Raw genomic sequence first — 23,448 nt, forward strand, 5'->3', positions numbered from 1 at the left:
CCGGTCATCCCGTGTCTGACTGTCGACAGCTCCCACTAAGGAAGCTGTCGACAGTTTTTTTAACATCAAAATAGGAGCTGGTATCATCCCAGCTCCTATCTCTAATTACTCCGTTACTTTTTTGCGTCGATACCACAAACGACCTGTAATAAATACAATCAGCAAACCGATGATGACTGCAAAGATATTTTTCTTATCATTCATCTGCGGATAATTTTTTCCACTTGCTGTATTCAGTGGTGTTACTTGCGGTTTCGCATAACTACTACCAGTTGGACTGCTCGTTCTTGTCGCAACACTTGGAATCGAGACGCCGGGACTGCTATACAAACTTCTTTCCGGTACACTCACACTACCTAATGACGGAACCGTGTAACCTGAGTAACTCGGAATGTTCGGATAGTTAATATTCGGCCAATTAAAGTTCGGTGTATCTGGTGTACTTGGTGTATTCGGCGTTTTTGGATCGTCATCGTCTGGCGTCTTAGGCTCTTCCGGCTCATGTGTATTGGTGATATCATACCCACAAACGCTTGCCGTATAACCAGCTGGAACATTTTTCTCGGCTACCGTATAAGAGTAAGCTTTGCCAGTTGAATCGACTTTTGGCAGATCGTCAAAGATATATTCCCAATTCGTCTGCGCATTGACTGTCATTTCTTGTAAGACTTCTCCATTTTGCAACAAGGAAACGGTGATATTTGTCGGTCTGAGATTATCTTGATCACATTGATCGTTCCAATATTTTTTCCCAGAGATTTTCGTCGTCTCGGTATCATCGTCTGGTTGGTAACTATTTTTCAGATCCCAACCGGAAATTTCAGAACGATAGCCAGCCGGAACGTCGACTTCTTGTACAATATACACCACAGCTTTGCCTTTTTCATATTTTGGCAGATCACTTAGCTCATAGCTCCAGTTGGTATCATTCGAAACGTCCAGCGCGTCAATTGGATTTCCATCGAGGTCCGTTGCTTTTTGCAATTCTGCTTCGCCAGCAACTTGCTTCATCACTTGGACTTTGATCGCATCCGGTCGTTTTTTCGCTTGATCATTGTCGTCATCCCATGATTTTTTCCCGGTGACTTTAGTCGTTTCCGGTGGAGACGTATTCGTGATCGTCGTTCCCTCGATTCTCGTTGAATAACCAGGCACCGCATCTTCTTGGATTTCATAATGGATGACTTTTCCATTTTGATACTTCGGCAAGTTTTCAAATTTGTACGTCCAACGGTTTCCTTCCGTTGCTTTTACAACTTGGTGAGCCACTTCTTGGGTACCATTCATCAAACGTACCGTAATTTCATTTGGTCGTTTACTACTTTGATTATTGTTGTCGTTCCAAACTTTTTCACCTACAAACTCCACAGTCTCTGGTTGATAGGTGTTAGTCAAAACAATGTGCTTCATATTTTTGTTGTCCACTGAGGCTTTGTAACCTTTTACTACATCTGTTTCTTGCACACTGTACTCAATGGCTTTTCCGTTTTCGTATTTCGGTAAGTTTTTGAATTCAAAGCTCCAACCTTTTGCAGCTGATACTTCTACCGGTGCGATCCCTTTTTGATCTAAGTCGGTCGCCTTTTGGAAATCATCTTCACCATAAACTTTTTTCATTAGCTGAACGTGGATCGCAGTTGGACGTTTGCCGTCGCGATCTTTTTCATCTTGCCATTCTTTCACGCCAGCAACTTCAACCGTTTCTGGTGGGTTCGTATTGGTGATCGTTCCTTTATCGATCTTCGTACTATACCCTTTCACCGGTTCTTCTTGGACTTCGTAATTGATCACTTTCCCATTTTCGTACTTCGGTAAGTTTTCAAATTTGTAGGTCCATTTGCCATCGGTACCTGCTGTCACAGTTTGCTCAGTAACTTTTTGCTTCCCGTTCATCAACCGAACTGTGATCTTCGTTGGTCGCGTACCGCTTGGATTACTCTTATCGTCCCACAACTTCTCGCCAGAAAATTCTGTGACTTCCGGTGTGTAGCGATTGGTGATCGTCTTTCCATCTTTTGAGACGTCAGATTCATAACCGGCTGCCACATCGACTTCTTGAACGCTGTAAGTGATTTCTTTGCCATCCGCGGTATATTTCGGTAAATCTGTAAATTTATGTGACCATACATTGGCATTATCTTTGTCAGCTGACTGTGCATTTAATTCGATTTCTTTGCCAGTGATCGGCGTAGCAGCTGGTTCTCCTGCAATCTTTTGCAACAGTTGGAATTTCACTGACTTCGGTCGTTTTCCATCTTGGTTATCGCTATCATCCCACACTTTTTTAACCGGAACTTCGACTACTTTCGTATTGATAATGTTATTCCCAGCAACTTTTGCTACGTAGCCGGCTGGAACATCGACTTCTTTGACTGCGTATTGGATCTCTTGGTCACCATCAAATTTCGCTAAATTGGTAAACTCATACGTCCACGATTTAGTTGTAAGTTCACGTGTGATGGCTTTACCATTTTTATCTTTGACCGGTTCTAACGTTTCGTGCCCGTGATCATCATCAACTTTTTTCATCAATTGGATCGTGACAGAATTTGGACGGTTGGCATCATCATTGTCGTTCCAAATTTTCTTACCCGAAAACCCTGTCGTCAATGTGTTAGTCAAGTTGCCTTTACCATCGACTTCTGATTTGTAACCAGCTGGGACATCAAGTTCTTTAACACTGTAGGTGATCTCTTCGCCTTGGTCATCGAAGCGCTCTAAGTCTTTGAATTCATAGCTCCAGCCATTACTAGCTTCTGCTTTAGTAGTTTTTCCAGTAACCTCATTTCCATTTGCCAAAAGTTGCACGGTGATACTTGAAGGACGACTGCTATCATTGTTATCATTCCACGTCTTCGTTCCTCGTAATTCTGTGACAAGCGTGTTAGTGAGCGTCTTTCCATCTTTTGAGACTTCCGACTTGTAACCTGCTGGCACATCAACTTCTTTGACGCTGTAAGTGATTGTTTTACCTTTTTCATATTTTGGCAAATCGCTAAAAGTATAGTTCCACTTGCCACTAGGGTTTACCCGAACTTCTTCGATTACACCATTTACTGGTTCCGGGTCACCTTGATCAATTGATTTCATCAACTGAACTTTGATCATATCTGGACGCGTCTTCGCATCGTTATCTTTCCAAACCTTCTGTCCGCTAAGTCGCGTTACTTCTGGCACACGACTATTCGTCAAATTAAGCTCCGTACTGTCTGAACCTTGAGCCATTTCTGATTTTACCGTGTAACCATCAGGGATTTTTTCTTCCTTGACCGTATAAATGAGTGGCTTACCATCTTTGAATTTCGGCTGATCTTTGAAATCATACATCCAATCCGGCTCAGTTACATTTTCAACTTTAGCCACTTCTTTAGCTTGCTCTTCCGTTTGATCTGGAGTACGAGCCATTAATTGAACAGCGATCTTGTCGGGCCGTTTTCCGTCTTGGTTATCCCCATCATTCCAGATCTTCTTACCTGATAATTTAATCGTTTCTGGCGTATACGTGTTAACAATGTCAGGGGTTTTAGAATAATCTGGTGCTTCATAACCAGCCGGTATCTCAACTTCGACGACACTGTACACAATTTCTTTTCCTTGCTCATTAAACTTAGGCAAGTCCTTGAAGCTGTAATTCCATTTACCACTATCATCAGCTTGAACTTTTTGAGGCTGACCAACTTTTTGCGGATCACCAGCTGCTCCTTTTTCTTTTTGCATCAATTGGACTTCAATGGAAGCTGGTCGGATTCCATCTTGGTTATTCCTATCTTCCCAAATCTTTTCACCCTTAAACTCAACTGTTTCAGTATTTGTGACATCTACCGTATACTCGTCAGGGGCATCTGGGCCATCAGATGTCGTAGTACCCACTGTTGAGAGATAATTTTTCAAGTTGAGCGGTTGTCCATCTTTGTCAACTTCTTTTATAGAATACTCGATCAACTGCCCATTCTCGTATTTAGACAAGTTATTTACTTCATATTTCCAACCATTACTTGCTTTAACTTCTTGTGGTGCAAGCACCTTTTCAGCAAAGTTACTTGATTCATCACCTAAAACAGTCGCTTTGACCCATTGGTTAGAACCATAAACTTTTTTCATTACTTGAATGTAAATATTTTGAGGTCGTTTTGTATCATCTGTATCATGCCACTTCTTCTCACCTGTTAATTTAACCATTGCTGGTGGATTGAAGTTTTCGACTTGGACTTTTCCATTGACCGTTTCTGAACGCGAATTATATCCGGTGACTTTATCGGTCACGACATAATCGATTGGCTTCCCATCTTTTCCATATTTCGGAACATCTGTAAACTCATAATTCCAATTATCAACTTTAGCGTCACCAATAACAACTTTTGTCATTGGTTTGTTGTTTTCATCAACGATTGGTTGGATTCTTTCTTTCCCATTTACAATGCTGCGCTTATTTAAGGCTACAGTGATTTCAGTCGGACGCGTACCACTATTATTCTGTCCATCCGACCATTTTTTCATTCCTTCCAGCTTCGTTAAGACCGTATTGATGATATTCGTACCATCATAATACGTATGGTAACCCTTCACTGAATCTTCTTGCACACTATACTTAATTTCGTTCCCATTACTATCAAATTTCGGAATCCCGGTAAATTCATACTTCCATTTACCATCACTACCTGCTGTAACAGTTTGGGTTTGGACAGGATCTTTTTGATCATCTCGCATCAAGTGAACGGTGATCTCAGTCGGGCGATTTTGATCATCATCATCGAACCATATTTTTTCACCTGCGATCGGTAGTGTCGGATTTTCGATCGTATAAGTAAGATTTTTTTGATCTTTATCCTCAACATTGATCTCGATCAATCTACCTGGATCGATTTGCCCACTATCATTTCGATGCTCTTTTAACGCATCACTGATGTAGTAAGTATCTGGCGAACTCGTTTCAACTAAGAAATAAGAACCCGTCACTAAACCAGTAAATTCAGCTTCACCTTGATCATTTGTCACTACATCTTTCCAAGTCGTTTCGGCAATCTCGGCTTTATCGTTTTGATCGTATTTGACTTGACCTGTTTTATCAGTCTCGGCTTTGACTAAATCAAATGTAGCATTGGCTAGTTTTTTCGTCGGATCTTTACTATCGACTTTAATAATTTTTAAACTGCCATTTTCTACGGTAACGGTCGCAACTGAGTCAGGTATCTTTGCTTTCCACCCTGAGGTACTCGGCTCCGTTTTTTCTTCGATCCCGTCACCTGTGACTTTAGCTGAGTTACTGACATTAATCGATTGGCCTACGATACCATTCCAAATCACATCGCCAGAATAAGTAACCGTGTAACTATCATTGATTACACCATTGAAACGAATAAACATTTGCTGACCAGTTTTATCGATCGTATAATCTTGACCTTTAGTTAGAACTTTTCCTGTACTAGCGACGACTTTTACAGTATTATGATCGATCTCAATATTTTGCCAATTGCTATCTTCGACGATGACATTTTCCAGTCGTTTTTTCGCTTGGTTAACAACCACTGTATAATCGACTTTTTGTTTGCCATCATCACCTACTGGATTGACTTTATGAGACTTATCGATCGTTCGACTGTTTCGTTGGAAAGAAGCCTTTGCCTCAACTTCAATCGGGGTATTCGCATCATCACGATAGTGCCCAGTATTCGTAACAGTTTCTTTGACATCATTTGGATCAGTTGATTTCGCTAGTTTTGTTGTGAACTTGATCGTATATTTTTGATCATCTTGTGGTAAGGAACCAACAACGAGAGTACCATTGGGGTTGCTGCCTTTTGAAATATTCAAAAATTTACCGTACCAATGGTTGTCGTTCGGTTTCACATAGCTCCAAGCTGGTCCACCTTTCAGATTCAAATTCCAACTCTCACCAGCATCGACTTTATTGCCACTTTCATCAAAAACTTCTGGTTCAATGGACGTATCTAGCGTTTGACCTGCTGGGATCGGATCGTAAAAGACGCCATTAGGACCGATCGTCGTTTTATTATCGTTAATCGTTACCGTCCAATTCACTTTGTCTTTTTGATCATTGGTATCAAAGAAGTATTCCCCTTTTTTCGAACCTGAGATATTTCCTAAAGTCACTGGCTTAGGTTGGAATTCTTTTGTTCCCGTTGTATGCCAATCTTTACCATCTGTAATATAGTGATACTCGTAGTCATTTTTGACTAGGTCATTAGAATCTTTATCATACGAACTCGTATACCGCACAATAAATTTGCTAGATGTAGCCCGAGGATAAGTAATCGTATAGGTGCCATCCTTGCCCGTTATATCATAATCTCCTGTATCCCGATCTAAAAGATGCTCATTTCCTTTGTCATCGACTTCATAAACTTTGAAACTATCGGCACCATTGAACTGACTATCTGGACCACTCAATTTATCTTTTACATACCAACTATCCAATGGTTGAGTGTTTGTGTTGACTTGGATTTCCCAAGTTACTTGTCCTTTATCCAACCCAATTGGATTGCCATCTTGATCTGCTTGGAAATTTTTGATCCCTTTACTCCCAATTGGTTGGGTATCATTGCCTTCATAGTGACCTTTATTATTCCAAGTAAAGGTATTGCCATATTTAATACCGACTTGACCTTTCATATTTGAATGATAGTTCAAGGTGAAAGAATCAGAAACGCCGTCTGGAAAAGTAAAGATATATTTATTATCGCCAGAAGTATCGGTCGTCACAACAACTTTTTTTCCGTTATTCTTTCCACCTTCATGAAAAGCCTGCTCCACTAAAGCTTGAATTTCAGCAGGCACTAATGGTACGCCACTTTCATCGGTCAGTTCTTGTCCATAATTCATGGAATCAGACATCACCGTACCCGGTACTAAATCCAACCCTTGTTTTTTGACATCGACTTTCCAAGTAAAGACGCCATTGCTAAAATTATTTGCCGTCGTTGGTTTGACTGGCTTGTAGCTTTCATTGTTCGTTTTGATCTGCTGTTTTTCGATTTCCGTCTTACTGGTAAAAGTTTTAGTTGAACTTGCTGGAATTTTCTGTGCTTCATTAGAATTTAATTCCGCATTATTATTAATTTCAGAAGTTGGCGCCTGAGTCCAACCAGGTGGTTTTGGTTGAAGCGAATCTTCATTAAAGTTAACATTACTATCAAAGTAAACTTCATACGCATACTTACTATTACTTGTTCCATTACTATCATCTGGCAACTTGAAGATCACTTTTTGTTGTCCAGTTGTCGGATCAGTTTCAGTAGTAGGGGGAGCAACACTATTAGTAATATCGATTCCCGCACCCTCAAAACCACTTCGATCCTCTTTGACTGCATACATTAAGACTTTATAACTATTAGCTTTATAGGTTACACCTTTTGGCAAGGTGTCGGTGATTGTCGCATCAGTCATTTTGAAGCCCATCTTGTTGGCCGTTAGCTTCCAACGAACGACACCTTGATTGTTTGTGATGTCTTCATCTTTCGTTGTCCCTTCGTCAACGAATTCTTTAGTTAAATTCTGATTGTTTGGAATCACGATGCTCGGGGTAACTGTTGTGGACTCATCTGTAAACGGAATCGATAATTTAACCTTTCCGGGCTCCCCGAATGAATCTTTATCGACTAACATCGAAACGCCAAAGGTTCCTTTTGCATTCGAGCCACTACGGATGTTTTCATTAAATATGAATCGAACTTTCCCGTCTGAAGAAATCTCATACGTCCCAAAAACTGTCGTTCCATCAGTTAAGTTCCCTGTCAAATGAGAACCCGGTTTGACCATGACTTTTCCTGGCAATTCAAAGTCAAAATAATCTCCAGGCTGGATTTTACTCCGAACATTTTCTGGAATCGACCAATTGTAGTTCAACGACAATTCTGTATCTTTATCAGCATCGACTTTGATCTTCGATTTGTCTGTCACCACTACTGGCGGATTGCCTTGGAAAAATTGTGCATTGTCCATAATCGTTTTTCCGTCTGGACTCGTTTTCATTACATCATTTGTATCGTAACTTCTAATATCATTTCCAGTTGCTTGTGGTCCGATTCGTGTGTCTGAGTCATTCGCTTTTTTAGCCTTTGTTTTTGACTGTTTATTATTTTCAACGGGCGCTTTTTTTGTCTCATCGTTTTGTTGATCATTACCTTGCAACAATGCTTTAAAAGCGCGAGTGACTAAATTACTGTCTTCTTTAGCGGTAGAAGCTTTCGGTTTAGATTCTTGCGCTGCTTTAGCTGAACTCGTACTTGCTTGCGTACTTGACTGACGAGTCCCGCTCGTTTGACTTTCAACTGGAGCAGAAGATTGCGACTCACTTGTTTGACTTTCACTTGATGTGTTACTCTCACCTGTATTTGCAGAAGATATCTCACTTGCTTTTAGTGCGGACGATTGACTAGTGGCATTTTCACTGGGTGGACTGTTTGATTCAGGTACCGGTGTCTCCGTTTTTTGAATTGCTACATCAACTGCTGGGATTCCAGCAAACAGATCCTCTTGACTTCCATCTGCTTTAAATTCATTTAGAACTGTCACAATCGAAAGCTGATCCAGTTTCTCTGTTTTAAAATTCAACGTGACATTTTCATTAGCTTGAGTGGCTTTTGTTTGGATCACCATTGGATCGTTTTCGTTTGCTGCCTCACTGATATTAAATAGATCGGCTGGTTCACTAGAAATTTCTTGTGGTGTGATGACTTCATCGCCATTTCTCAATACAAACCCGATTTGCCTACCTAACTCACTTGCTACTTTTTCATACGAGATCGCCCAATTCAAATGCTTCTGATCTGGATCTTCACGGTATGAAAGCTTACCGTTACCATCTGCGTGCTCAAATAACTGGGTTTCTTTTGAATTCGTCGTTTCAGCGATTGCAGTCAGTCCGGTAACAAAATACTCAGCAAACGGCAATAACATGACGATCAGTGTAAACCATGTAATGATTTGAGCTTTCCTCCCCCTATACGTACTCATTGTTCTCCCCTCCAACATTTTATTCTAATCTCACTTTAATTTTATTAGTAAAATTTCAGATGTGCAACTTTTAAAGAATAGTATTTAAACGACAAAAGCACGATGAAATAACGAATTATTATTTCAATATTATTTTTAACTAGTTATTTTAATTAGAATACAATGTGATAAGCTTGTGCTATTTTTTATTAAAATTTTTCAGCAAGTTATATAACAAGCAAATATCATAAAAAATAATTCTAAAAAAACAAAAGATTAACATTATTTTGCGAATAATAGTTTGACTATTTCTGACCTTTTAACAAAAAAAGGAATGGGACCTAAATCAGGTTCCATTCCCTTAGTTTCTATAAAATAGCGTAACAGAAATTGCTTGTTTACTTAGTACAAATTATAGATTTACTAAACAGGCAACTTAGCTACTTAAATTTTAAAGCCAAGCACTTCTGACACAGTTGTTTCTTATTAAGCATGCTTCCGATTTTTGCGCCAGAAGTAAAGCACAGCTGCGACAAGGATCAACCCGAACACCACTAAAGTAGCGTTGCGTTTATCGTTTGTTTTTGGAAAACGTTGGTTGGAAGTCGCTGGCGTTTCATTATCAGCCGCGGGCGTCGCATTAGTTGCCCCAGCACTTGGGACAGTCCCAGGTGCATTCGTTGTGCCACTCAAAGTTGGCAGTGAGATTTCAGGGATCGACACGCTAGGTGTAGCGTCATTTGGTGTCTTGCTCCCATCTTCTGGTAATCCAGGAAGATTAGGGATCATTGGCACTGTTGGAATCGTCGGAACACCCGGAATCGTTGGGACGTTCGGGAGATTTGGTTTACTTGGTACATTTGGCGTATGTGGAAGATTCGGAACATGAACGTTCACGATATTCTTTCCGACCGTCAGCGTGTCATAACCAGCCGGTACATTTTCTTCTTTGACTGAATAAGCATATAAATTATCGTTCGCATCAAATTTTGGCAAATTCTCAAAAGCATAAGTCCATTTGGTAGCCGCAGAAATTTTTTGTTCACTGAACTTCTCACCATTTTGCAAGAGTTCCACAGTGATCTCAGCAGGCCGCAAATTATCTTGATTATTTTGATCTTCCCAAATTTTAGTCCCTGCATACTTAGTAGTCGCTAATGTATTGGTGATCACTAACCCTTGATCTTTTTCAGTGTAACCAGCCACTTGACCTGCTTCTTTAGCTGAATAAGTGATGGCCTTGCCTTTTTCAAATTTAGGTAAATCAGTAAAGGTGTAGTGCCACTCATTCCCGCTGGAAGCTTTGACTGTTGTCACTTGGTCAGTTGCTTGTCCATTTTTATAAAGCTGAACTTTGATCGATGCAGGGCGTAACTTATTTTGATCGTCATGATCTTGCCAAACTTTCGTTCCGTTGATTGTGACCACAGCTAGTTGATGGGTATTTTTGATATTCAAACCCGCATATTTAGCTGTGTATCCTGTGACTGTATCTTCTGAAACCGTATATTGAATTGCTTTACCGGCTTTGAATTTTGGCAATTCACCAAAATCATAATGCCAAGCATCGGCAGCAGTCACCGTTTGACTTTTGACTACTTGCCCATCTGCTAACAAATGAACCGTAATTTTTGCAGGGCGCAAACCATCTTGATCATGGTTATCATCCCAAGTCTTCGTACCAGCCATTTTTGTAACAGTAGGTGTATGAGTATTGGTGATGTCTAAATCATGATCTTGCTCGGTATAACCTTTGACTGCACTTGCTTCTTTGACCGTGTAAATGATTTTCTTACCAGCTTTATAAAGCGGCAAGTTTGAAAATTCATAGTGCCATTGATCCGCAGCTGTTGCTTTGACTGTTTGCATTTGACCAGCAACAGCTTGCCCGTCTGCATAAAGTTGAACTTTGATCGAAGCAGGCCGCACACCATCTTGGTTGTGATGATCATTCCAAGTCTTCGTTCCTTTGACAGTTGTCGTTTGAGGTGTGTAGCTATTTTCAATTACATAATTCATCCCGACGGTTTTGTTGCTAGAATCCGTTACGACTTTTGCCGTATAACCAGCCGCTTGAGAAACTTCTTTGACCGTATAATTTACGAGTTGGGCTGCTTTTTGTGTCTTGTTTTCAAATTTTGCTAAATCTTTCCAATTATAAGACCACGCATTGCTAGCATCTAATGTAACAGGATCACCTAGTGCTGCACCGTCTGCAAATAATTGAACGCTAACAGTTGTTGGCCGTTTGCCATCTTGATTGTTGTGATCTTGCCAAACTTTTTTGACTGAGACTTGCGTCGTGGCAGGTTGATGGGTATTTTTCAAGTTATCTCCAGCAACTTCTGTTTTATAACCCGCAACCGCATCTTCTGAGACCGTATAATCGATCGCTTTCCCGGCTTTTAATTTTGGTAAATTATCAAAATGATAAGTCCAATTTCCTTGCGCATCCGCTTGGACGACTTGGTCTTGGATTTTTTTACCATCTGCTAGCAAGTGGATCGTGATTTTTTCAGGGCGCACACCGTCTTGATCGTGGTTATCTACCCAAGTTTTTTTACCGGAGACTTGGGTTGTTTCGGGTTGATGAGTGTTGGTGATAGCATACGTATGATCATTGATTTTTGCCACTGTTGCCGTGTAATCGGAAACGGGATTTTCTTTAACGGTATAATCGATCGCTTTGCCTGCTTCACTTCGCGCTAAATTTTTCCATGTTTGCGTCCATTGATTATCAGCTTTTAAGGAAACTGGATCACCAACTTTTTGGCCATTCGCATATAATTGGACCGTCACACTTGCTGGACGTTTGCCATCTTGATTATCATGATCGTCCCAAACTTTTTTCACAATGACATTCATTTTGTCAGCGGGATGGATATTGGTGATATCTGTGCCATCGACTTGAGCTGCATAATCTTTTGTTACATTGACTTCTTGCACACTATAAGTGATCTTTTGACCATTTTCAGTCGTTGGCAAATTGGTAAATTGGTAGTGCCAATCATTGTCTTTCGTGGCTTTGACCGTTTTACCGCTAACAGCTACCGGCTCAGTTTGTCCATCGAGTTGTTTCATCAATTGGACGGTCACTGCATCAGGTCGCACGCCGTCACGATCATTATCATCTTGCCATGTCTTTTGACCTGAAACCGTCGTAGTATCCGCGGTATTTTTAACCGTTACAGCTGTCGTCTTGTCAGAAACTACGGTAGCATCTGTTGTCGTCTTGCTTAATTGATAGCCTGCTGGTGCTGTCACTTCTTTTAATTGATACGTACCGGGAACTAAATTTTTGATCGTCACTTGACCTTTTTGATCGGTCGTAAACGTATCAAGCGGATTCCCAGAAGCATCTTGCGTTACTTTTTGACCATCTTGATCCAATTCAAAAGTTGCGTTCGCTAATTTTTTGCTTGAATCGGTTTGATCAGTCTTCGTCAACGTGATTTGCCCAGTCGGTTGATTGACCAAAACAGGCGTTGCTTTCGTAGTTGGATCAAGATACCCTTTTTCTTTATCGGTAGTTTGATTGATCACATAAGGAACACCAGCTTTTAATGAATCGCTAGTGTAATAACCAGTTGGTGCTTTTGTTTCAACTAAATAATACGTATCAAAAGTTAAATTCGAAAACTTGATTTGACCTTTTGCATCGGTAGGCACGTTACTGATGACGATTTTGCCATTTTTTGGTTTGCCACGATACAAGGTAAATTCGGCGTCTTTTAACGCATTCCCTTTTTGATCTTTTTTGGTGATCGTCAAATTACGCGTCTCACCTTGCGCATTCCCGCCGGCACTTGGCACGACAACAACATCTTGTTTTTCAGTGTGTTGGCCATCCGTTTGAATGTTATCACCATTGATTTGGACATCGTTAGAAACTTTGATGGAACTGTTAGGATCACCGTTGTATAAAATCGCGCCCGTGTACTCCACCGTGTATTTTGAATCGATACTGCCTAACGAAAGTTTAAATTGTTGTTCTTCACTTTCGATTTTATAGTTAGCCGGATCAACGACTGCGCCAGTTTGATCTTTGACAACGATCGAATTCGGATCGACTTTGACATTTTGCCAATTGTTATCCGTTACAACAACATTGTGGATCGGATAGTTATTAGGATTGACGGTCACGGTGTAATGGATCTGATTCCCATCCCGGTTGCTCCCTTTACTGATAAAACCATTCGCTTTCGCGTAGCTGACTTGCCCTTTGATGTTCACTGGTTTGTTTGCGTCATCGGCAAGGGTCGCGGTATTAGTTCTCGTTCCAGTCGGTAACTTACTAGCATCGGCCATCTTAGTCGTAAATTGAACTTGATACTGATCGGCTTCAGCTTTAGGAAAACCGGTGACGACTAGAACGCCATTTGTTCCACCATCGATTTTGTAACCGGCAATCGTTTGCGTTTCAGCTTTTGCCACATAAGTCGTTGTGAATCCAGTTGCGGCAGTTCCATCCGCATTCAAAATTTTAACATTCGCCTTTGCTGGATCGTACGTTTGATCAGCTGGGATTGGATCGGTTAAAATCCCATTTTCACCAAACAGGATCTTCCCAGTATTAGCATTGATCGTCCAAGTAACGGTGTTGTTCGTGAAATTATACGAACCACCTTTGTTACCGGCCAATTGTTTTTGGGTATCAGGATTCGGAACAAAACTACTGTTGCCTTCTTTAGTCCAATCATTTCCATTTTCCCAATACGTGTAAGCTGCATGATTTGTGACTTGGGTATTTTTTGCAATATCATCCGCATACTTGCTCGTATATTCAATGATAAATTTAGAATCGCTCGCGTGATTGTACGTAACGGTAAAACTACTGTCATCATTACTTGGTTCTACCGTGTAATCACTGGCAGGCACTTCAGTTCGACTAGTATCAGCTGCGCCTTTTTTCACTTCATAAACTTTCACATCGCTTGCGTTTTGAAGCGTCGTATTCGACATCGTGTCAACGACTTTCCATTGATCGAGCGGTGCATTTTCAGCATTGACGCCAACTTGCCAAGTCGCTTGACCCGGTGTATCTGGCAATCCATTTTTATCTTGATCGACAAATCCTTTAGTTACACCAGATTGTTTAATGAATTCTTGATTAGCTGTGTTGCCTTTGTCGTTCCATTTGATGCCATTGTTATACGTTACACCGTTTTTACCGGCGACCTTTGTATAGTAGGTAAAAGCAAAACTATCTGAGATACCTTGTGGGAAACTCATTTTGTAACTACCATCGTCGTTTTTAGTCACGACGACATTTTTACCGGCATTCCCAGTTTTTGTTAGTTGATCATTCAATTGCTGTTGCAGTTCCGTTAAAGATAAAGCATTCCCATCTGCATCCGTGAAACTTTGGCCATTGTCCATCGTATCTGTAAAGAACGCATCTTTTGGAATATCAAGACCGGCTTTGGTAAAGTTGACCGTCCAGGCGGCTACTTTTTTAGTGGCGTCATAGGTACCAGCTGTCTTTTTGATATCACTAGCGGAGCCAAATGTTGCGGTAGCTTTAGCAACTACATCTTCGGCACCTTGTGTTGAAAGCACAGCTTCATTTTCCACGGCTGCACTTTTGCCGTCTGCAGCAAGGTTTTGATTGAGATCATCAGCAGTATCATAGGTAACAACATAGGCTTTGTCGCTGTCAGGAAAAGTGAATTTTACATTTTGACCACTTTGATCGGCGTTGACATTTGCTGTCACATCACTGCCATCACCAGTCAAATTCCCCGTGGCAAGATCCACATCATACGCCATTACTTTGATCGTCGATTTATCAAGCGTCGCGCCAGTTGGTAGAGTATCATTTAACACGCCTGCTGTCATCGTAGCGCCAGTTTTATTGACGGTCAATTTCCAACTGACTTTACCTTGATTGTTTTTGAGCTCTGCATTACTCGTTTGGCTTGCGACCACTTTATCTAACGTTTTACTATTAGGCACTACGATATTTGGTGTGACCGTCTTATCATAATCAGTAAAAGGAATCGTAAATGTATTCCCGCCCGGCTTATTGATCTCGACTTGATTGATCGAACCCGCCAAGTTAAATGTCCCGGTGATCCCTGAATTACCAGCGACCGCATCTGTAAACGTAAACGTAACATGGCCATCAGGTTGAATATCGAATTGACCAAATGTCGTTCCTTGATCATTTTTCAAATCACCAGTGATTTCTTTATCCCCTTGGACTTTGAAACTGTCGGGTAATTTGAATTTATAAAAATCGCCTGCCTTGATATTTTTCCGAACAGCTTCTGGCAGCGACCAATTGTATTTTAATAAAAGTGAATCATTTAAATTTAGTTTGTCGCCGTTTTTCATCGGCGTAGTTGAGCCGTTGACATACATGTTAGCTGAATCAAAGATCGTCTTACCTTCATTTGAATCTTTTAATTGATCAGCTCCCGGCAATGTCGTGATATCACGTCCAGTCGCTTGCAAAAGATTTGCTTTGACGACCGGTGCCGTATTTTTTACGATTGTCGAACTAGCTGAACTTGTTTGACTTGTTGCTTTCGTTTCAGTTGAAGAAGCTGAAACAGAACTTTTCGTTGCACTTTGTGAGCTACTAGTTTCCGTTGTAGCTGACGTTTTTGCGGGTGCTTCTGTTTTGACTGCGATCGTAACCGGCGACGCAGTTTGCAAAAGATCCTGCTGACTACCATCAGTTTTCCATTCATTCATCACCGTTTGAACAGAAAGCTTTTCAACGAGCGGCGTTTTAAATGTGACTTGCGCTTGTTGCGCGTCTTTAGTCGCTTGTGTTTGTAAAATCGTATTTGCAGGAATCGAATTCGTCGATCCACTTACTTGAAATAAATCAGCTGGTTGGCTCGCCACATCCGTTGGCACGATCGTCTCACCGTTTTGTTTCAATGAAAATCCGATTTGACGAGCTAGCTCACTAGCTTTTTTCTGATAAGTGATCTTCCAATCGATCTGTTTATTGTCTGGATCTTTCTGATACGAGATCTTTCCTGATCCAGTATCCCCGTCAAATAAATTTTCCTCGGCTGCCTCGGTACTAGCCGCAACAGCAGTCAGACCCGACGCAAAATATTGGACAAACGGTAGCAATGTTACGACCACCGTCAGCCAAGTGATGAGCCGAGAATTATTCTTGCTCACACTTCTCATTCAATTTCCCCCTAAATCGTTATAATATGCATGTACATCGTATTCCTTTCTAAAAACTTCTGCAAACAATCGATTTTTCTAACTACGCTCTTTACTTAGTCAGACCTAAACTCACGAAAAAATCGTTTGTTTTTTATACAATCTTCTTTTTTGATAACATCATTTTTTTATCACTGGCAGCGTTTTTTTGATGTTATTTGTTTTTGTATTCATTCCTGTAAGCGGCGTTTTATTTTCCATTCGATGCAAAAAAATTTTAGAATTCGGAAGAGTTTTTTTGACTTTCAGTTATTCTTTTGTAACATAACAGTATTTTTTTGAATTTTTTTGCTTAATTTTTGCCTTTGATCTAGTCTTTCATTTCGTGTTTCATTTGCTTTCCGATATAATAAAAGAAAATGAGGGAGGGGATTTTATGCGTTGGCGAGGAGGTCGGCAAAGTGGTAATGTAGAAGATCGTACCAGTGGTGGTGGCCGATCTGTAGGTAAAGTAGCAACCGGCGGCGGATTAGGAATGTTTTTGATCGCGCTGGTCGTCTTTTTTATTTCTGGTGGTGATCTTAGCAGCGTTACCGATACGATGGGCGGCGGCAGTGTTCAACCAGCCGCTTACGAGACAGAAAATGTTTCTACTAAAGAATACACCGATCAAAAAGAATTTGCGGCAGTCGTTTTTGCCCACTTAGAAGATTATTGGAATGGGGAATTTGAACAGCGGAATGAACGCTATCAAAATCCAAAACTCGTCTTGTTCAATGACAGTGTCAACTCAGCTTGTGGTCAAGCGTCCTCACAAGTCGGACCATTTTATTGTCCCGCTGATCAAAATGTCTACTTAGATTTGAGTTTTGCTGATGAATTATCCAATCGTTACGGTGCGACTGGTGATTTTGCGATGGCGTATGTGATCGCTCACGAAGTCGGACACCATGTTCAAAATGAATTGGGGATCACACAACAGTTAGATCAGATTCGGCGACGCGTATCTGAGACGGAGTACAATAAATACAGTGTCCGATTAGAATTACAGGCCGATTATTTAGCCGGCTGTTTTGCAAAGTATTTAGAAGGTGAGACCCACGATGGAAAACCGATTTTAGAAGTTGGCGATATCGATGAAGCAGTTACTGCTGCTAATGCGATCGGTGATGATACGTTGCAAAAAGAATATCAAGGTTATGTGGTCCCTGATAGTTTCACTCACGGAACTTCTCAGCAGCGGATCAATTGGTTCAAACGTGGCTATCGCTATGGTGATTTAGAACACGGCGATACCTTCAACGAAAAAAATCTAGACTTAGCATTTGCTTATTGATTCTTTCCTAGATTCACTGGTTTTTCGTCACAAATAATTCAAACCTAGCGACTACTATATAAGCATACCAACTAACAACCCTAAACACTTTTTCATTTCTACTCCTTCTTTTCTGTCGGCAGTGCTGCCGGCAGATTTTTTTAGGTCTCGCGCCTTGTCGATAATAAATACGATCGATAAAGTTTTAAGCTCAGCTTGCCAAGTGATCCTTGACGGAAAATGATTGTTTGTTTCAATTTTTCTGATTTTTTGCATGATAACGATTGTTTTTTCGTTTATTCTAATGGTTTGTTCACAATGTTTTCACAATTAGGCGCTATTATATACCCATACCAACAAATAACCCTAACACTTTTTCATTTTTAACTCCTTTGTCTGTCAGCTACCCACTGGCAGACTCTTTTTTTTGTTTTCGATGATCACCCTCTCCTCTAGCCAGAGGATTCAAAATTCCATTTTCCATTTATTAAAACGTTGTAAAAAAATTTTTCCCATTTCTCAAGAGTTCATTCATAAAAAATTCACAATTAATCGCTATTATATAAGCATACCAACAAACAACCCTAACACTTTTTCATTTTTTAACTCCTTTGCCTGTCAGCTACCCACTGACAGGCTCTTTTTTTATTTCGATTATCGCTTCAGCTTTAACTAAAAACAGGTCGTGTGACAACTGACTTTAAGAACAACTACCTCTATTTAAACTGTAAAAAACAATTCAAGTCCTAAGTTTATAACTGAATTTTGTCACTCAAAAGCAAAATTTAGTTTTTCGCAATAAAAATTTCTAACTTTTACACGACTTCGTTCACGATTCATTCACATTTATCCGGTATTATATAAACATACCAACCAACAAACCCTAAACACTTTTTCATTTTTACCTCCCCTTGTCTGTCGAGTAATCGGCAGACTATTTTTTTGCGCAATTTGAAGTCGACTACTACAAAAAACGCCTTAGCTTTTAATTTTGCTAAGGCGTTAGTTCAGCTACGTGCCGAATCATTAATTTCTTTTTTTAAATAAACTCGTGCCCAGTGTCCCCACGATGCCAGCGATGAGCCAACCTAGTAAACTTAAGTGATTTGTTTGCTCACCAGTTTGTGGATAGTTAGCATGGGTTGGTGCTGTTGATAATTGGCTAGGCGAGGCAGTCTGGGTTTCTTTAGGAGCTGTTGGAACGGCTACTTCTGCCGCTTTTTTCATCACAAGTGGTTGTGCTACTTGTGAATTAGTCAGACTAAGGTTTTGATCGCCAAAATCAGTAGATGATTGAGCTGCCGATTCAGTTTGACCAGTCGCTGCTCCATCTGATGTAGCAGTGGTCGGTTCCGTTATTGTTGTTCCCGCTTGATCCGGTATCGGCTGAGTTGGCACCGGTTGATCTGGTTCAGGATTTCCTGGTACTGGATTTTCCGGTACTGGTTGATCGGGTACTGGGTTTTCCGGCGTTGGCTGATCTGGATTTTCCGGTGGAACAGGCTCATCCTTGCCACCTTCGTGTTTCGCCCAATCAGCGGTCAACGTGAGATCCCCTGTCGTGCCAATTGCGATTTTAGTGAACAATTTACCCGTTGAATCTTTCCAACCGACAAAATCAAAGCCGGATTTCGTAGGTTTCGTAAAATCAGGGATACCGGTTTCGATCGTATAATTTTGATCAGGCACCTCACTGCCACCAGCGGAATCAAAATGTACGACGTAATCGATCGCTTGCCAAGTCGCTGTCAAATGACGATCTCCTGTGGTGCCTACTTTAATTGCAGTGATTGGATTGCCACTTTCATCTAACCAATTGACAAACTGATAACCTGCTTTGGTTGGGGTCGCAAATTGATCGGCACCGGTTTTAATCGTATAGGTTTCATCGGGGACTTTACTCCCACCCGCTGAATCAAACGTGATCGTATAATCATTGGCTTGCCAAGATGCTGTCAAATGACGATCTCCTGTGGCACCTACTTTGATTGCAGTGATTGGATTGCCATTTTCATCTAACCAATTGACAAACTGATAACCTGCCTTAGTAGGATGCGTGAAATGATCAGCGCCCGTTTCGATCGTATAATTTTGATCAGGGACTTTACTGCCGCCTGCTGAATCGAAGGTGATCGCATAGTCATTGGCTAAATACAGTAAGTAGATGTTATTCCCATCCGCTCTAACTACATAATTCGGATTCAATTTGCTGGCTAATGTGTAGCCGTTGATCGTCGGATCAAGACCGGCTTTTGATAAGTCGATGGTAGAAGCGACCAGTTGATTGCCTAAAGTAACGGCTGGCTTCAGCTCTTTTCCGGTGTCTTTTGCACTCACAAAATGAACGTTGACGGACGTGAATGGTTCTGGCACCGTCAATTCAGAAGTTGCGATCCCGTGATACACAATACCTAAATTATATGCTTTGGTAATGTCGCCATACTTCAACTCTACATAGTCATACGGAACGCGCACATCGCCGATCGTTACATCCATCGAGAGTTTTTGATTAGGCGTCAAGCCGACTAGATCTAAAATAAATTTCCCATTTTCAAATTTTAAACGCTGATTCAATAATGTCGGATCATTCCACTCCTTCACAGTGTAATAAAAATTCTTTTTATAAATATCCGGCGCTTCATTGACACCGGTGGTCGGTAGTGAAAAAGTCCCATCACTTTGCAAAATGCCATGATAAAACGAATTCAAATCTAATGTAGCAGTCTTGTGATCCGCAGAAATTTGCCACGTCACAGTTCCTAGATCTTGATTGACAATAATTGAAGAACTAGCGATACCATCACTGACTGCAGGATCATCGCTTGGCAAAATGGTGCCCGTCGTTTCATTTTGGTAGCCACTATGCAATTTGTTTCTCGACAGATCTAAAATGAAAAGACCTTTTTGATCTCCAAAATGAACAAATTTTTGATTGACCCAGCTAGCAGGAATATCGCCGGTCAACCCATTATTTGCTAAGTTCAACGTATAAATCTTAGGCCAATTGCTTGGTAGCTCACCCGTGAGATAATTTCCGATGGGTTGTCCATTCAAAAGCCCATTACCCAACGCGTTCAATTCCAACAAGTTCGGTAAGTTTTGCCAATTCGGACCAAACTCACCGGTGATTTTATTGCCCCGAATATTGACGAAAGCTAAATCGGGATTGCCCCACGCATTCGGTAGCGTTCCCGTCGCTTGGTTATTGCTGAGATCGATTACTTTTAAGTGGCTCAGCTCGGCAAGCGGCTCGATACTTGAGATTTCTTGTCCCGGTAGTGAAATGTATTGAAGATTTTGCGCATTCTCCAATCCTTCTAATGAATGGATCGTAAAACCCTCTGGCAAGTGCCATTGCGGATCAATCCAAATCCATTGTAGATCTGCTAGTGTGTAGCCATTTTGAAAAGTGGCTTGCATGTTGTCATTATCATAGCCATACGTTACATGAAATTGATTATGCACCAAATAATCACGGAGCAAGAGTTGCAAATTAGGATCTTTGATTTTTGCTAAATCAGCTGGATCAAAATAAGGTTTATCCCACTTCGGTGCTGGATCAGTCGACGTTGAATCGCCTGCAGGTACTGGACTGGTTGAGGCTAAATCAGTTTTCGTTGGTTGAGTTGCTGCATTAGCGTCAGCAGCTTTCGTTTCCGTAACGGTAGTTGAGCTAGCCGACGTATTTTTCTCGACCGCTGGACTCGTTGACTCGTTACGATCAGTCGAAGTTTTTTGTGTATCAGCAGCTGTAGTTGCAGTGGCTGCTTGCTCCTGATCACTCGTTGATTCAGCAGTCTCAGTTGGCGCTTTACTTTCACTTGCCCCAGTTGCTGGTTGAGTCGGCAAGGTGGTTGACGTTTCAGTTGTAGCTTCTTTTGTTTCAGTTGTCGTCGTGGTTGCAACCGTTTCATTTTGGGCTTGAGTTGACGTAGTGCCAGACGAGTCAGCAATCACCGACGAATCGGTAGTAGCGTTTGTTGAGTTAGTTGACGTATCACTCGAAGTCGGCGCGGTATTTTTCACATCAGATCCGCTTTGCCCATTTGAAACAGCTATGTTTTGATTTTCTTTCACATCGGTAGTATCACGAACTGTTGGAGTTTGAGTAGCCGGTGTTGCTGGCGACTCAGACGGTGCACTGCTTGCTGCCGTTGCTGCTAACTCGGGTTGTGCTACTTCAGTTTGGTTCGGCTGAGTTACTTCCGTTGATTGTGGTGACTCAGCGCTAACTGACGTGTCGGCACTAACTTCAGTTGTTAGTGATGATTTTTCTGTAGACGTCGCGGTCGCACTCGCTGGTTCAGTTGACATCACCAATGTTCCTGAATCAGCCGACGTTTCAGCAGCTGAAGCTGAGCTAGTATTTGTCTGGAACACTAACACGACCCCACTCATGATCGAAATCCCGATCACGATCCATTGCTTTTTTCTTTTCCGCATCTTGTAATGAACTTTTTTATCCATCTTTTTATCCCCCTAAAAAAACATGCGATATTCAAACGTATCCATTGTAACGTGAAAGCGATTAAATTTATAGACGAATTAAAAAATTGCTGAACTTTATACCTGCAAAATATTTATAAAAGCTGACGATTTTGTAAAGTGAGTCGTAATTCTAAGCGATCGGTACGAACTCGCACATTAAAACAAACACTAGCTCCACTTGATACCTAAATAAAAAAACTATCCATCTGAACAGACGGATAGTTCTTAGCGCATTTCATTGTCGGAGCTATTTTATTTATGTTTGTGCGTTTCAAAAAGTGGACTAACTGGTTTATTTTCATGAATCCGTTTGATGGCATCTCCCATCAAATCTCCTACACTGACTTCATCGATTTTATCGATCTTGCGCTCAGTAGATAAATAAATCGAATCTGTTACAACTAAATGTTCGATCGCTGAATCTTGGATCCGTTGCATCGCGGGTCCAGACAAGACCGGATGCGTACAAGAAGCATACACTTTTGTTGCGCCAGCTTCTTTTAACGCATTAGCAGCTAGTGTGATAGTTCCCGCTGTATCGATCATATCATCGATAATGACACAAGTCTTACCTTCGACTTTTCCAATGATATTCATCACTTCCGCTACGTTAGCTTTTGGTCGACGTTTGTCAATGATCGCAATCGGCGCTTTCAAAAATTCAGCTAATTTACGCGCCCGCGTCACACCGCCATGATCTGGTGAAACAACGACGACATCATCACCGTAAACACCTTTGTCTAAGAAATAATCTGCAATCAATGGTGCTCCCATCAAGTGATCCACTGGAATATCAAAGAAGCCTTGGATCTGAGCTGCATGCAAGTCTAATGTCAAAAGACGAGTCGCTCCTGCTTTTTCAATCATATTCGCAACTAGTTTTGCTGTAATCGGTTCACGCGCCCGAGCTTTACGGTCTTGACGAGCATAGCCGTAATAAGGCATCACCACATTGATCGTTTTTGCACTTGCTCGCTTCAATGCGTCAATCATGATCAGAAGCTCCATCAAGTTGTCATTGACTGGGCTACTCGTTGATTGTACAACATAGACATGCGAGCCGCGGATACTTTCTTCAATGTTAACTTGGATCTCGCCATCGCTAAATTGAGTAACAGAACTTTTTCCCAGTTCGACTCCAACTGCGTTCGCAATTTTTTCCGCTAACGGACGATTTGAATTCAAGGCAAAAATCTTCAATCTTGGATCAAAATAATGTTTTGACATGGGAACCTCCACTTTCTTTTTTACATACGCTACGATTATATACTATTTCAATTAAAATACTAGTCATTTCTTTTTGAGAAATCAAGTAATTCTACTAAAAGTGGTGAAAAAATGGCCTGTGATCCGCAAAAGCCGAAGATTAAATAAACTGAGAGCACAAGCACCCTTTTCAGCAGACCATAAAAAAATCACAGACAGCTGTCTGTGATTCAGACTGTAGACAAAGTCCCTTTTTGGATGATGTTTACAGTCTTTTCTTTTATAATAGAATTGAAAACGAATTCAATGCTATTGAAAGGAATGAGAGCGATGATGTCAAAACATCCGTTAGATGG

General features: G+C 41.0%; 5 protein-coding genes. 1 reads left to right on the forward strand and 4 read right to left on the reverse strand.

Translation table 11 applies throughout. The annotated features are described in order from the left end of the window. Positions 1-105 precede the first annotated feature (105 nt). Together GVJ38_RS05765 and GVJ38_RS05770 are read right to left on the reverse strand one after the other, a co-directional pair. Positions 106-8,973 carry a Cna B-type domain-containing protein gene (locus tag GVJ38_RS05765; RefSeq protein ID WP_159722222.1) on the reverse strand — a complete coding sequence of 2,956 codons (8,868 nt, stop codon included), beginning with the start codon at positions 8,971-8,973 and terminating at the stop codon, positions 106-108. 465 nt (positions 8,974-9,438) lie between these two features. Further along, the gene (locus tag GVJ38_RS05770; protein WP_159722223.1) at positions 9,439-16,104 is read right to left on the reverse strand and encodes a Cna B-type domain-containing protein; all 6,666 of its coding nucleotides are present in this window, start codon (positions 16,102-16,104) and stop codon (positions 9,439-9,441) included. Between the two features lie 415 nt (positions 16,105-16,519). On the opposite strand from GVJ38_RS05770, the gene ypfJ reads away from it, so the two are divergent. Continuing rightward, entirely contained in the window at positions 16,520-17,419 is a 900-nt protein-coding gene (gene ypfJ, locus GVJ38_RS05775; RefSeq protein ID WP_159722224.1) for a KPN_02809 family neutral zinc metallopeptidase, read from the forward strand. A 1,005-nt stretch (positions 17,420-18,424) separates the two neighbouring features. Here ypfJ and GVJ38_RS05780 read toward each other — a convergent pair. After that, positions 18,425-21,865 (reverse strand): InlB B-repeat-containing protein, encoded by a 3,441-nt coding sequence (locus tag GVJ38_RS05780; protein ID WP_159722225.1) that lies wholly within the window; start codon positions 21,863-21,865, stop codon positions 18,425-18,427. A 273-nt stretch (positions 21,866-22,138) separates the two neighbouring features. Continuing rightward, a complete protein-coding gene (locus GVJ38_RS05785) occupies positions 22,139-23,113 on the reverse strand; it encodes a ribose-phosphate diphosphokinase (RefSeq protein WP_159722226.1) in 975 nt (324 codons plus the stop codon). Between the last annotated feature and the right edge of the window lie 335 nt (positions 23,114-23,448).

This window comes from Enterococcus sp. CSURQ0835 (genome assembly GCF_902706605.1).
GTDB lineage: Bacteria > Bacillota > Bacilli > Lactobacillales > Enterococcaceae > Enterococcus_A.